General features: G+C 68.4%; 10 protein-coding genes. 6 read left to right on the top strand and 4 right to left on the bottom strand.

Going from position 1 to position 13,812, the window contains the following annotated elements; translation table 11 throughout:
• Window positions 1-179: 179 nt before the first annotated feature.
• The 3 genes from B2W22_RS21970 to B2W22_RS21980 all read right to left on the bottom strand — a co-directional run bounded on the left by B2W22_RS21970 (window position 180) and on the right by B2W22_RS21980 (window position 2,739).
• On the bottom strand, window positions 180-1,151 hold the full coding sequence (locus B2W22_RS21970) for a Bug family tripartite tricarboxylate transporter substrate binding protein (protein WP_286939558.1): 972 nt from the start codon (window positions 1,149-1,151) through the stop codon (window positions 180-182).
• Between the two features lie 104 nt (window positions 1,152-1,255).
• Window positions 1,256-2,140 carry an alpha/beta fold hydrolase gene (locus B2W22_RS21975; RefSeq protein WP_286939559.1) on the bottom strand — a complete coding sequence of 295 codons (885 nt, stop codon included), beginning with the start codon at window positions 2,138-2,140 and terminating at the stop codon, window positions 1,256-1,258.
• On the bottom strand, window positions 2,137-2,739 hold the full coding sequence (locus B2W22_RS21980) for an amino acid synthesis family protein (protein WP_286939560.1): 603 nt from the start codon (window positions 2,737-2,739) through the stop codon (window positions 2,137-2,139). Before B2W22_RS21980 ends, B2W22_RS21975 begins: the two co-directional genes overlap by 4 nt.
• Window positions 2,740-2,862: 123 nt before the next feature.
• Here B2W22_RS21980 and B2W22_RS21985 point away from each other — a divergent pair, with 123 nt between their 5' ends.
• The gene (locus B2W22_RS21985; RefSeq protein WP_286939561.1) at window positions 2,863-3,771 is read left to right on the top strand and encodes a LysR family transcriptional regulator; all 909 of its coding nucleotides are present in this window, start codon (window positions 2,863-2,865) and stop codon (window positions 3,769-3,771) included.
• Window positions 3,772-3,804: 33 nt separating this feature from the next.
• Here B2W22_RS21985 and B2W22_RS21990 read toward each other — a convergent pair whose 3' ends face one another.
• A complete protein-coding gene (locus B2W22_RS21990; RefSeq protein WP_175184715.1) occupies window positions 3,805-4,710 on the bottom strand; it encodes a LysR family transcriptional regulator in 906 nt (301 codons plus the stop codon).
• Between the two features lie 113 nt (window positions 4,711-4,823).
• On the opposite strand from B2W22_RS21990, the gene B2W22_RS21995 reads away from it, so the two are divergent.
• From B2W22_RS21995 to B2W22_RS22015, 5 genes are all read left to right on the top strand, one after another.
• Window positions 4,824-8,360 (top strand): indolepyruvate ferredoxin oxidoreductase family protein, encoded by a 3,537-nt coding sequence (locus tag B2W22_RS21995; RefSeq protein ID WP_286939562.1) that lies wholly within the window; start codon window positions 4,824-4,826, stop codon window positions 8,358-8,360.
• A gap of 161 nt (window positions 8,361-8,521) precedes the next feature.
• The gene (locus B2W22_RS22000; RefSeq protein ID WP_175122430.1) at window positions 8,522-9,424 is read left to right on the top strand and encodes a LysR substrate-binding domain-containing protein; all 903 of its coding nucleotides are present in this window, start codon (window positions 8,522-8,524) and stop codon (window positions 9,422-9,424) included.
• A 178-nt stretch (window positions 9,425-9,602) separates the two neighbouring features.
• A complete protein-coding gene (locus B2W22_RS22005) occupies window positions 9,603-10,577 on the top strand; it encodes a Bug family tripartite tricarboxylate transporter substrate binding protein (protein WP_286939563.1) in 975 nt (324 codons plus the stop codon).
• 10 nt (window positions 10,578-10,587) lie between these two features.
• Window positions 10,588-12,648: an aconitase family protein gene (locus B2W22_RS22010; RefSeq protein ID WP_286939564.1), complete on the top strand. Its 2,061-nt coding sequence runs from the start codon at window positions 10,588-10,590 to the stop codon at window positions 12,646-12,648.
• A gap of 294 nt (window positions 12,649-12,942) precedes the next feature.
• The gene (locus B2W22_RS22015; protein WP_056559238.1) at window positions 12,943-13,803 is read left to right on the top strand and encodes an N-acyl homoserine lactonase family protein; all 861 of its coding nucleotides are present in this window, start codon (window positions 12,943-12,945) and stop codon (window positions 13,801-13,803) included.
• The last annotated feature ends 9 nt before the right edge of the window (window positions 13,804-13,812 follow it).

Raw genomic sequence — 13,812 nt, forward strand, 5'->3', positions numbered from 1 at the left:
GTTTGCCCGATCTGCGCCGGATCAACGGGCAGCATGCCCAAGCGGAGACGCCGCTGTAAATGCTGGTTATCCAGCAGTCGCGCGGCCCCGGCAGCCGGCATCCCGGGGTTCCAAATCCGGCCCAGCAATCTGGCCCCGCGTTCCGGCCCCGAATCCCCCTTAGGTCGGCTTGCTACCGCCTACAGATCCACCCGCACCTTCCTTGACTGCACCAGCCCGGCGACATCCCGGATCTCTGCCAGCAGCGCGTCTAGCAACTGCGCGGGCGTGCCACCGGTAGGCTCGAAACCTTGCTCAGCCAGCTTGGCGTGCACGGACTCGGTTTTCAGGGCGCGGTTGATGCCTTGGTTCAAGGCCGCAATCGTCGCCTCGGGCGTTCCCGCCGCGCAGTAAGTGCCGAACTGGATCTGCGCCGAAAATCCCGCAAAGCCGCTTTCGGCAACGGTGGGAATGTCCGGGTATTTGGGCAGGCGCTGCGGGCTGGTCACGGCCAGCACGCGCAGGCGGCCGCTCTTCAGGTAGGGCTCGACCGCGGCGACGGTGGCCACCACCACCTGGATCTGGCCGCCCAGCAGGTCGGTCATCATCGGGCCGGTGCCGCGATACGGCACGTGCAGCATCTCGATGCCGCACGCGGCCTGCAGCAGCTCGGTGGCCAGGTGCTGAGGTGTCGCGTTGCCCGGGGTGCCGAAGGTCAGCCCCTTGGGCTCGCGCCGCGCCTGCGCCACCAGTGCGGCGATCGTCTTGGCCGGCAGGTCGCTGTTGACCGCCACCATGTAAGGCGACCGCGCGATGGGGCAGACGGGGGCCAACTGTTTCAGCACGTCTTCGGGCGGCCGGGCGTAGTAGCGCACCGACGGGACCAGGCCGGCAAACAGCAACATGCTGCCGTCCTTGGCGCCATTGGCCGTGTAGTCCGCGCCCAGCATGCCGCTGGCGCCGGGTTTGTTTTCGACGATGACCGAGCGCTCCAGCGCGCCTTCCAGCGACGCCGCGATGACGCGGCCCAGCACGTCGGTGCCGCCGCCCGGCGGGAAGGGCACGATCACGCGCAGGGGCTGTTCGCGCGCGACGGCCAGGCGGGTGGCGGTGGCGCCCAGCGGGGCGAGCGACATTGCCGCGAGGGTCTTGATGAGGGTTCTGCGGTCCATGTGTTTTGTCTCCGTCCCCGCATCGTGGCGGGGTGTCGCGCATCGTCTCTGTCAGGGCGGACGATTTCGGGTTCTGGGGATTGCGGTTGATGCGGTGTCGTCAGCTACGCCTTTGCGGAATGCGTCGGCGCTGAATTCGGTTGCGCCGAGTTCGCCTGCGTTGAATCCGCTTGTGTTGAATTCGTCAGCGTGGTTTGCGTCTGCGTGGATTGCGTCTGCGCCGGATGCGCCGACACAAAGCTGCGCAGCGCGGCCGCCACCGTGCCGGGTTCCTCTACCGGCAGCATATGACGCTGTTCGGGCGCCACGCGAGCGCACGCCCGAGGCAGCGCGCGCGCCAGCTCCCGCGTCATGCGCGGGTTGGAGCCGACATCGTTCTCGCCCGTCATGACCAGCACAGGGCAGGCGATGTCCGGCGCGGCCTGCGCCAGCAGCGGATCACCCAGCGCGAACAGCGCGTAGGCGGACAGGAAGCTCTCGCGGTCGTTGTCCAGCAGGCGCTGTTCGATCTGCGCCACGCGCGCGGGCCGCGCCGCTTGAAATGCCGGGGTGAACCAGCGCGTCAAGGACACCTTGGCGGCCTCCTGCGGATCCTGCGTGGCGGCCGACGCCAGCCGGGCGCGCACCGCCGCGGCTTCTTCTTGCGTGCGGCGAAACACGGTGCTCAGCAGCACCAGCCGGCTGACGCGATCGGGGCGTGCCGCCGCATAGGCGCCCGCGATGAGGCCGCCCATGGAATAACCCAACACGGTCGCCTGTTGCCAGCCCACGGCGTCCAGTTCCGCGTCCAGTTGCGCAATGAAGTCCTGCATGTCCGCCTGGCCGCGCAACGCGGGCGCGGCGCCGTGGCCCAGCAGGTCATAGCGCAGCACGTCGAAATCCGGCTCCAGCAAAGGCGCCAGATCGTCCCACAGCGTGTGGTCCAGGCCGACGCCATGCAGCAGGACCAAAGGTTCGCCGCGGCCGGCGCGCCGCCGTTGGGTATTCATTTTGCACGCGCCTCCTGCGCTTCCTGTTCCAGTTTCTTCAGGTCCGAATAGCGGTTGCCGATGCGGTGATGCGGACGGCCTGAGGTGGCCGCGCCCAGCGCGATCACGATCTCGTCCGGCGCCGGCGCGTCGTTGATGGTGGTCTGCACCGTCAGGTAGTGCGAGCGCAGGCCTTCGTCCAGCTTGTGCATCAGCGGCACCGAGATCACGCAGCCGGGACCGCCGCGCATGTTGGTGAAGCTGAGATAGCTGGTGCCGCCCACCGCGTTGCGGTAGAAGTTGCCGAAGCGCAGCGTGTGGATCAGCGCGGACGCGTGTTCGACCTCGCCAGCGGTGCCCACCACGGCGGCCTTGCCGTAGGCCTCGATGTTGTCCGCCGATCCGGCCTGGCGCAGGATCTCGCTGACCAAGAGTTCGCCCAGCGGCGGCGCGGCTTCCAGGATGCCGGGCCGCAGGTCTTCCTGGAACGGCAGGCCGGCCCACGGATTGCGGATCACGGCGGCGGCCACGATCATCACCAGCGGGCGTTCGGCTGCGCGGCCGCCTTCGATGAGGGTTTTCTCGACGTAACTGACTACCTTGCGCACTTGCAGTGACATACGCGCTGCTCCGAAAGCTGGGGGATGAATGACGAGTCCATTGTTCGGCTCGAAGCGCGTTTTTGACAATCCAAATTAACGTGAGCTAACTTCAGAAAATCCGAATTTGGCCCGGCGTCCGTCATGCCCACTTCCCTGAAAATCCAGCACCTGCGCCAGTTCCTGATGGCCGCCGACCACGGCAGTTTTCGTGTCGCCGCGCAGGGCACGTTCCGGTCGCAGGCGGCCGTGTCCGCCGCCATGCAGGACTTGGAGCAGCAGTTGGGCGCGCCGCTCTTCGAACCCGGCAAGCGCGCCCAGCTGACGGCGCTGGGCCAGGCGGTGGCGCCACTGTTCCGCGAGCTGCTGGCCACGCATGACCGCGTGCTGGATGCGGCGCGGCAGTTCGGCATGGGCAGCCAGGGGCCCGTGGCGCTGGCCGTCATGCCATCGCTGGCCGACGAATGGCTGCCCCGTCTGCTGGAACGCTATGCGCGCAGCCATCCCGATGTCCGCATCCGCGCACTGGACGAAACGTCGCCCGAGGTGCACCGGCTGGTGCTGTCAGGGGAAGTGCAGGTGGGCGTGGCTGGACAATCCCCGCGCACCGCCGAGGTGGCCTTCACCCCGGTGGCGCGCGATGCGTTCGGGCTGGTCTGCAAGAAAACCCACCCGCTCGCACGGCGGCGCGGTCCGGTGACGTGGGCGGCGCTGGCCGACGAACGCCTGATCGGCAACGCCACCTTCGAAACGCTGAAGAACCGTCAACTGGGCAGCGGCATCGACGACCCGGCGATCGTGGTGTCCAACCGCGCGTCGCTGTTGGCCAGCGTGGTAGGCGGCCTGGGCGTGACGGTGCTGCCGGTGCTGGCGCGGCCCGCGGCGGGCAGCGGGCTGGCTTTCGTGCCGCTGGTGGAGCCCGTGGTCGAGCGCATCGTCGGCGTGCTGACACGCAAGGAAGAGACGCTGCTGCCGTCGGTGGCTGCGATGCACGCGCTGGCGCTGCGGTCGCTGGCGCAGTTCACGCGCCGCAAGGGCGCGGTGCTGGTGTAGGCGGAAAGCGGTCAGCCGGGCTGCGGGCCGGCGTCACCCCCCGCACGCATAGATCATGAATTGCCGGAAGGCCTCGGCCGGCTTGGCCATGGCCGCGCGCGGATGCCACAACAGACCGGCTTCCATCGGCGGCACGGCGTCGGTGATGGGCACCGCTTCGATCTTGCGGCCTTCAAGCGACCAGGGGCGGTAGACCATGTCGGACAGCATCGTGATGCCAAAGCCATGCGCGACCAGCCCCCGCAGCGCTTCCATCGACCGCGTCCTGAAGGCAATGTCCGGCTGCAGGCCGTGGCTGCGCCAATAACCCAGCGTGGAACGTTCGCCTTCGTCCATTTCCAGCAGGATGTACGGATAGCGCGCAATGTCGGCCAGCGCGGGCGCGGCCGCCTGCGTCAGCGGGTGGCCCGCCGCCGTCCACAACTGGCGCCGCGATCGCACCAGCACGTGATGGCCAAAGCGCTCGCGTTTGTCGATGTTGGACAGCAGCGCCACGCCCAGCTCCACGTCGCCGCTGGCTACGGCCTGTTCGATCTCGGGGCGGTCCAGGTCGACCAGGTCCAGCACCACGTCGGGATAGCGCCGCCGAAAGCGCGCCAGTAAATCGGGCAGAAAGTACCCCAGCACCGTATACGAGGCAGCGATGCGCACCGAGCCGCGCAGCGCATAGCGCTGAAACCCCGGCTCGCGCAGTGCGTCATCCAGCGAATCGAGCACGTCGCGCGCGCGCTGGTGGAAGTTGTGGCCCTCGGGCGTCAGCGTCACCCCGTGCGCGTGTCGGTCGAACAGGCGCACGCCCAGTTGCGCCTCCAGCGCCAGCACGGCATTGGTGACCGCCGATTGGGACACATGTTCGTCGGCCGCCGCCATGGAAAACCGCCCGGTGCGGGCGGCGGCGGCGAAGTACCGGAGTTGGCGAAGCGTGACTTCATTAGCCATGTGTTTTTCACATACCAGCTAGTTGAATATATGAATATACGATGGCTGCGCGCCTTCCTACACTGCGGAAAACACGTAAATGCCCGCACCACAGATTGCAGGAGACAACCCCGATGAACGCCCCTCTACCCCCCGGCGTGGCCGATACCCATGGCCTGTCGCTGGACGACAAATACGCGCAGCCCACCGGCCGCGTCTACCTGAGCGGCACGCAGGCGCTGGTGCGCCTGCCGTTGATGCAGAAGCAGCGCGACCAGCAGGCCGGCCTGAACACGGCGGGCTATGTGTCCGGTTACCGGGGCTCGCCGCTGGGCGGTCTGGACCAGGCGCTGTGGAAGGCCAAGCGCCATCTGAAGGCGAACGACGTGGTGTTTCAGCCCGGCCTGAACGAAGATCTGGCGGCGACTGCAGTCTGGGGATCGCAGCAGCTCAATCTGTTTCCCGGCGCGCAGCGCGATGGCGTCTTTGGCATGTGGTACGGCAAGGGGCCGGGTGTGGACAGGTCGGTGGACGTGCTCAAGCACGCCAATTCGGCCGGCACGTCCGCGCACGGCGGGGTCCTGATGCTGGCGGGCGACGACCACGCCGCCAAGTCGTCGTCGGTGGCGCACCAGTCGGAACACGTGCTGATCGCCAGCGGCATTCCGGTGCTGTACCCCTCCAACGTGCAGGAGTACCTGGATTACGGCCTGCACGGCTGGGCCATGAGCCGGCACACCGGTCTGTGGGTGGCAATGAAGTGCGTGACGGATGTGGTGGAATCCAGCGCCTCGGTCGACGTGGACCCGTCGCGCGTGCAGATCGTGCTGCCCGAAGACGGCATGCCGCCGGGCGGTTTGAACATCCGCTGGCCCGATTCGCCGCTGGCGCAGGAGGCGCGGCTGCTGGACCACAAGTGGTACGCGGCGCTGGCCTATGTGCGCGCCAACAAGCTGAACCGCGTGGTGCTGGATTCGCCCAATGCCCACTTCGGCATCATGACGGCCGGCAAGGCGTATCTGGACGTACGACAGGCGCTGAACGACCTGGGGCTGGACGAGGCGGCCTGTGCGCAGGCCGGCATCCGAGTGCTGAAGGTGGGCTGCATCTGGCCGCTGGACGCGCAGGACGCGCGCGAGTTCGCCACCGGGCTCAAGGAAATTCTGGTCGTCGAGGAAAAGCGCCAGATCCTGGAATACGCGCTGAAGGAAGAACTCTACAACTGGCGCGACGACGTGCGGCCGCGCGTGTTCGGCAAGTTCGACGAACGCGAGAACGGCGGCGGCGAATGGTCCACGCCGCGCGGCGGATGGCTGCTGCCGGCGCGCTATGAGCTGTCGCCCGCGCTGATTGCCCGCGCCATCGCCGCGCGCCTCGAAAAAGCCGATCTGTCCGACGCGCTGCGCGCCCGCATCGCGGCGCGCCTGGCCGTGATCGACGCGAAAGAACGCGAGGCCAGCCGCCCCACGCTGGTCGAAGAGCGCAAGCCCTGGTTCTGTTCCGGTTGTCCGCACAACACGTCGACCCGCGTGCCGGAAGGGTCGCGCGCGGTCGCCGGCATCGGCTGCCACTACATGGCGATGTGGATGGACCGCAATACCGACACCTTCAGCCAGATGGGGGGGGAGGGCGTGGCGTGGCTGGGCCAGAAGGACTTCACGTCCGAGCGCCACATCTTCGCCAACCTGGGCGACGGCACGTATTTTCATTCGGGCCTGCTGGCCATCCGCGCGGCCATCGCGGCGCGTGCGCGCATCACCTACAAGATTCTCTACAACGACGCCGTCGCCATGACGGGCGGGCAGCCCGTGGACGGCGTGCTGACCGTGCCGCAGATCGCGGCGCAGATGCTGGCCGAAGGCATCGTCAAGACGGTGGTGGTGACGGACGAGCCCGATAAATACACCGGCGCGTTGACCTTGCCGGCCGGCATCGAGGTCCACCACCGCAAGGCGCTGGACGACGTGCAGCGCGCGCTGCGCGACATCGACGGCGCCACCGTGCTGATCTACGACCAGACCTGCGCGACCGAGAAACGCCGCCGCCGCAAGCGCGGGGACTATCCCGACCCGGCCAAGCGCGCCTTCATCAACGAAGCGGTCTGCGAAGGCTGCGGCGATTGCTCGGTGCAGTCGAACTGCCTGTCGGTCGAACCGCTGGATACGCCGCTGGGCACGAAGCGGCGCATCAACCAGTCGTCGTGCAACAAGGACTTCTCGTGCGTCGAGGGCTTCTGCCCCAGCTTCGTGACGGCCGAAGGCGCGGTGCCGCGCAAGCCCGGCAAGCAGGGCGGCGCGCCCGCGCTGCCCGAGGCCCCGCTGCCCGAGCGCGCCGATATCGCGCCGGGCGCCGCGTATCGCGTGGTGGTCGCGGGCGTGGGCGGCACGGGTGTGGTGACGGTCGGCGCGCTGATCGGCGCGGCCGCGCACATCGAGGGCAAGGGCGTGACCGTGCTGGACATGGCCGGGCTGGCGCAGAAGGGCGGGGCCGTGCTCAGCCACGTGCAGCTGGCCAACCGGCCCGAAGACCTGCACGCCACCCGCGTCGCGCTGGGCGAGGCCGATCTGGTCATCGGTTGCGATGCGCTGGTGTCGGCGTCGCCCGAGGTGCTGTCGCGCCTGCGGCCCGATCATGGCCGCGCGGTGGTCAACAGCAGCGCCGCGCCGACGGCCGCGTTCCTGTCGCAGCCGGCCTGGCGTTTTCCGGGCGCGCAGGCGCAGGCCGCGTTGACGCAGAGCACCGGCGGACATGTCGACTTCCTGGAGGCCGGCCCGCTGGCCGAAGCGCTGCTGGGCGACAGCATCTACGCCAATCCGCTGCTGTTGGGCTATGCGTGGCAGAAGGGCGGCCTGCCGCTGTCGCTAGATAGCCTGCGCCGCGCGATCGAGATCAACGGCGTGTCGGTGGACAAGAACCTGGCCGCCTTCGAACTGGGCCGTCAGGCCGCGCATCGCGGCGCCGACGCGCTGCGCCCGGCGGCGGCCGAGCGGGTGGTGGCGCTGCCTGAAACCCTGGATGCGCTGGTGAACCGGCTGGCGGCGCACGTGCGCGATTACCAGGACGACGCGTACGCGCAGCGCTATCTGGCGGCCGTGGCGGCGGTGCGCACCCGCGAAGCCACGCTGGGCGACAAGCGTCACGAGGTCACGCGCGCCGTGGCCCGCAATCTGGCCAAGCTCATGACCTACAAGGACGAGTACGAGGTGGCGCGTCTGCATGCCGACCCCGCGTTCAAGGACCGGCTGCGCGCGCAGTTCGAAGGCGAGCCGGGCCGCGACTACACGCTGCGCTACTACCTGGCGCCGCCGGCGTTGGCGCGCCGCGACGCGCGGGGCCGTCCTCAGAAGCGCGCGTATGGGGCGTGGATGGAAACGGCGTTCCGATTGCTCGCGCCGATGAAGCGCGTGCGCGGCACGTGGCTGGACGTATTCGGCAGGACGGCCGAGCGCCGCATGGAGCGTCAGCTTGCGGCGGATTATCTGGCGCTGGCCGAGGAGTTCGCCCGTACGCTGGACGACGGCAACCGCGACGCGGCGCTGGAACTGGCCAACGTGCCGGATGCGATCCGGGGGTATGGGCATGTGAAGGAAAAGAGCGTGGAGCAGGCGCGCGGCAAACAGGCGGCGTTGTGGGAGCGGTATCGCGCAGGCAAAGCGCGGCTGGCGGCCTGAGCTGGCGGACGGGTCGACCGCGCGCAGCTGCGGCCTGACCGCGCTGGCGAGACGACCTGGCCCCGCGACCTGGGCCGCCCGGCCATGCTGGCGCTGCGGGAGCGTGGTGTACGATCCCCCGTCAATGCGGGGGCCGGTCCCCGCCGCCCGCTGGATCCGCCATGGAAAGCATCCTTCGCAAACTCGACCTGACTTCGCTGCGCCTCTTTGTGGCGGTCTGCCAGGAGAACAGCATCGCGCGGGCGGCCGAGCGCGAGTTCATTGCGCCTTCCGCCGTCAGCCGGCGCATCGCCGACATGGAAGCGCTGATCGGCCTGCCGCTGATCGCCCGGCACACCCGCGGCGTCTCGGTGACGCCCGCCGGGCAGACCGTCCTGCGCCACGCGCGCCAGATCATCGGCGACGTCGAGGCGATGGGGGCGGAGCTGTCGCGTTTCTATGAGGGCGTGAAAGGGCACGTGCGGGTGGTGGCCAACCTGTCGGCCATCGTGCAGTTCCTGCCGGAGGACGTGGCGGCGTTTCAGCGCCTGTTTCCCGATGTGGACATCGACCTCGAAGAGCAGCACAGCCCGGATGTGCTGCGTCTGGTGCGCGAGCGGGCGGCCGACTTCGGGATCTGCAACCAGATTGCGGGCGCCGATGGGCTGGAACAGCTGCCTTACCGCCGCGACCGCCTTGCCGTCATGCTGCCGTCCAATCATCCCAAGGCGTCTGCGCGCCAGCTCAGCCTGCAGGACATTGCCGACGAGACCTTCGTCGGCCTGCGCGAGAACAGCGCGTTGACGCAGCTGCTGGCGGCACGGGCCGCGGCGCTGGGCAAGACGTTGTCGGTGAAGATCCGCGTGGCCAGCCTGGACGCGCTGTGCAGGATGACACACGCCGGTCTGGGCATTGCCGTGATGCCGCAGCAGGTCGCGGAGCTGTATCTGCAGGCGCTGGACGTGGTGGTGCGTCCCCTTTCCGATGCGTGGGCACGTCGCCAGCTTTGCATCGTGTTTCCGAACCAGGCGCAGTTGTCGGCGACCGCCAGCAAACTGGTCAGGTTTTTGGCGCAGCAGGGCTGACGGCCGGCGGCGGCGCCTCCCGTCGTCGGAACCCGTCGCCGGAACCCGCCGTCGCCATTCGCGATGGCGGGGCTGCCGATATGACACTTCGCGGTTGGCGGCCGTCTTCGTATAGTCAAAGCGCGTTCATCGCCGGTACGGGGCATCCAGACCCCGCTGCGTCCTATACGGAGACATCATGACCCCCACCAGATTGCTCGCGAGCTGTGCGCTCGCGCTTGGCGTCCTTGGCGCGGCGCCTGCCGCATCCGCCGCCGGCTACCCGGACCATCCCATCCGCCTGATCGTGCCCACGTCGCCCGGCTCGACCGCCGACGTGGTGGCGCGCGTCGTGGCCGACAACCTGGGCAAGACGCTGGCCCAGCCGATGATCGTGGAAAACCTGGCCGGCGCGGCCGGCATTCCGGGCACGCGTCAACTCGTGTCGGCCAAGCCCGACGGCTACACCCTGGGCATCGTGTCGTCCAACCACGCCATCAACCCCAGCCTGTACAAAAGCCTGCCCTACGACACGGTCAAGGACATCACGCCGATTTCCGTCATCGGCACGACGCCGCTGGTGGTCGTGGTGGCGGAGAACTCGCCGTACAGGACGATGGACGACCTGCTGAAGGCCGCCCGCGCGCAGCCGGGCAAGATCAATTACGGCTCGTCCGGCACGGGCAGCGTGCTGCACCTGGCTGGCGAGCTGCTCAAGTCCAAGGCGGGCGTGGACATGATGCATATCCCGTACAAGGGCGGCAACGCGCTGATCACCGACGTCATGGCGGGACAGATCCAGGTCGCCTTCCTGGCCACGCCGTCCGTGCTGGCGCAGGTGCAGGCGGGCAAGCTGCGCGCATTGGCGGTCAGCACGCCCGAGCGCCTGGCCATCCTGCCCAACGTGCCCACCTTGGATGAAGCCGGCGTGAAGGGCTATTCGTACGATGCCTGGATCTCGCTGATCGGACCGGCCGGGCTGCCCGCCGATATCGTGCAAAAGCTGCAAGCCGCCACGCACAAGACCATGCAGGAGCCGGCGGTGCTCAAGGCGCTGTCGCCGCAGGGCTTTGTGTCGCAGGGCACCACGGCGGAACAGGCGGCGCAGACGCTGGCCGCCGAGATCACCAAGAGCCAGACGCTCGTCAAGGCGGCGGGCGTCACCATCGAATGACCGGATTGCCATGACTGCCGTATCTGTACTCGACGCCCCGGCCCGCCTGCTGTTTCTGACGCAGGATCCGTCGCGCGTGACCGCGCAACTGGGCGGCGCGGCGCTGACGCCGCCCCAGGCCGCGCCGCTGCGCGACGACATCTCCACCGACGAGATCACACCCGTACCGATCCTGACCCACTTCGACGAGAAGCTGGGCCGGTATCCGTACACGGGTTTTCGGGCGGGCGACACCCAGCCCATTGGCATCGATGCCATCCGGCACGCCGGCATCAACGTCGTCGTCGCGGGCAAGCGGTACGGCAAGGGCTCGTCGCGCGAGCACAGTCCGATGGCCGAGAAGTCTGCCGGCGTGCGGCTGGTGATTGCCGAGAGCTTCGAGCGCATCTACCGCCAGAACGCCGACAACATCGGGCTCTACACCAGCACCGACATGGGGCTGGTGGCGCGCCTGCAAGGGGGCGAGCGCATCACGGTCGATGAGATCGTGGCGGGGCGCGACGCGCTGGCGGCGGCGATTGTAAGGGCGGGCGGGCTGCTGGCTTTCGGGCAGGCGCAGTTGCGGGATGTGTCGGCGGCGGGTGAACGTCTGGAGGAGGACGGTCCGGGAACTGGCGCGCCGCAAGCTGGCGTGTCGGGTGTCAGTGATTCCACCGCCGATTCGGCCGCGCCTTCTGTCGGGCCGCCGCTCACGCTCTTCGAGAAGATCGTCCGGCGCCATCTCTTGAGGACCGCTGCGACCGCGGCCAACCCGCAGCAGGGCGACGGCGTCTTCCTGCGCGCGGACTGGCGCTTCATCCATGAGTACTACTCCGGCATGGCCGCCCATATGCTGCATGCGCGGTGTGGCCGGCCCCTGCGATTGGTGGACCCCGAACGCATCGTGGTGTTCGAGGACCACACCTCCTACGTCGAGGAAAGCCCCAACCACGTGCGCGCGGGCATCGTGCCCAACGTGCGCGCCATGTGCCAGGCGCAGCGCGACTTCGCCGACGCCTACGGCCTGCGCCAGCACCGTACGCTGACCGAGGCCGAGGCCGCGCGCGACACCGGCGCCAACGTGGCCGGCATCTCGCACGCCATGATGGCTGAACACTACGCGCTGCCGGGGCAGGTCGTTGTGGGCACCGACTCGCACACGCCGCACAGCGGCGCGTTGGGATGCGTGGCCTTTGGTGTGGGCACCACCGACATGGCGAACGCGTTCGTCACGGGCGCGGTGCGGTTGACGCTGCCGGCCTCGCTGCGCATCGAACTGGACGGTGCGCCTGCGCCCGGCGTTACCGCCAAGGACATAGTGCTGCACCTGCTGGCCCTGCCTGAAATCCGCGCGGGCGCCGGCGTGGGCAAGGTGTTCGAGTTTGCCGGCGAGGCCATCGCCAGCCTGTCCATCGACGAGCGGGCCACGCTGACCAACATGACCGCTGAACTGGGCGGACTGACGGGCATCGTCGCACCCGATGCCGAGACGGCGCGCTTTCTGCGCGAACGCCGCGGCGTGGATGCCGCCATCGAAGCGTGGATGCGCAGCGATCCAGGCGCCGACTACGCCGCCGTCCTGCGCGTGGACTGCGCGGCGTTGTCGCCGCTGGTGGCGGCGCCCGGCGATCCGGGCAATGGCGTGCCGCTGTCCACCCTGACCGCGCGGCCGCGCATCGACATTGCGTATGGCGGCTCCTGTACCGCCGGCAAGCGCGAGGATTTCGACTACTACCATCAGGTGCTGGCGTGGGCGGTGGCGCGTGGATTGCGGCTGCCGGACGGCGTGACGCTGTATCTGCAGTACGGCACCACGGCCGTGCGCGACTACTGCGTGGCGCAGGGGTACGACAAGACCTTTGCCGCCGTGGGCGCGCGCATCCTGCAGCCGTCGTGCGGCGCGTGTGCGAACTGCGGGCCGGGGTCGTCCACCGAGGCGTCTCAGGTGACGATCAGCGCCATCAACCGGAATTTTCCGGGCCGATCCGGCCCCGGCAGCGTGTGGCTTGCCAGTCCGCCAACGGTCATGGCGAGCGCGCTGGCAGGGGAACTGGCGTCGTTCGCCGAGTTGCAGGCGCGATACGGCGCGTAGCCATGCCGGACCGCCCGGATCACTAGGGTTCCCCCCACTTCGCGCGCCGCGAAGCCCAGCTTCACAAATCCTTAATTGGCAGCCAAACCGGGCTGCGTCAGAGTGCGCAACAGAGAAAACGGCCGCCAGATGCCGTTTCCGGCCGCGCGCATGGATATCGCGGCCCGCCGCAAGGCGCCTTCGCACGGAAAAAAACACCCTGTCGACGATGTGAACCCGGGACACACCGGGAGCTTGCTGATCGGCCGCGCCGTCCGGGCTGCGGCTTACCCCTGTTGGTCCGAGGAGACAACAATGAGCAAGAGCTGGAAGGCAATGGTTGGGGCGGTGGCGGTCATGGCGGGCGGATGGGCACATGCTGCCGACGCGCCGCCGGTGGACGTGAAGCTGATGCAGCTGTCGGTGGGCAAGATCGAGCTGGACAAGGGTTTCATGACCGCGATGGTCGACGTGGGCACCAAGATCAAGATTCCGGTGCCGGCCTACGTGATCCAGCACCCGCGCGGCCTGGTGCTGTTCGACACCGGCATGAACCAGGCCACGGCCGACGGCAATTGCGCCAATTATTGGGGCCAGGGTCTGTGCGGCGCGTTCAATTCCATCCAGGGCCGCGACGAGGTCATCGACCGCCAGCTCAAGGCCGCCGGCTTTGACGTTAGCGACGTGAAATACGTCGTGTACTCGCACTTCCATCTGGATCACGCCGGCAACATCAAGATGTTCCCCAAGGCCAAGCACGTGGTGCAGAAGGCCGAGCTGCGCGCCGCCTGGTGGCCCGAGAAATTCCAGCGCGCGGCCTACGTCATGAAGGACTTCGACACCACGCGGGACTACGACTTCATCCAGGTCGAGGGCGACTTCGACCTGTTCGGCGACGGCACCATCGTGCTGCTGGACACCAAGGGCCACACGCAAGGCCACCAGTCGCTGCAGGTCAAGCTGCCCAAGACCGGCGTCGTGCTGCTGGCGGCCGATGCCATCTACACGGGTGAAAACGAGGCCGGCGTCATTCCCGGCATCACCTGGAACACGGCGGCGTCCATGCAGGCCATCGACCGTCTAAAGCAGATCCGCGACGCGCGCCAGGGCCAGCTCTGGTACAGCCACGACGCGGAGCAGCACGCGCAGAACGCCAAGACCAAAGTGTTCGACTAAAAGGCGCGC

This window comes from Achromobacter sp. UBA4530, assembly GCF_002388205.1.
Lineage (GTDB): Bacteria > Pseudomonadota > Gammaproteobacteria > Burkholderiales > Burkholderiaceae_B > Achromobacter > Achromobacter animicus.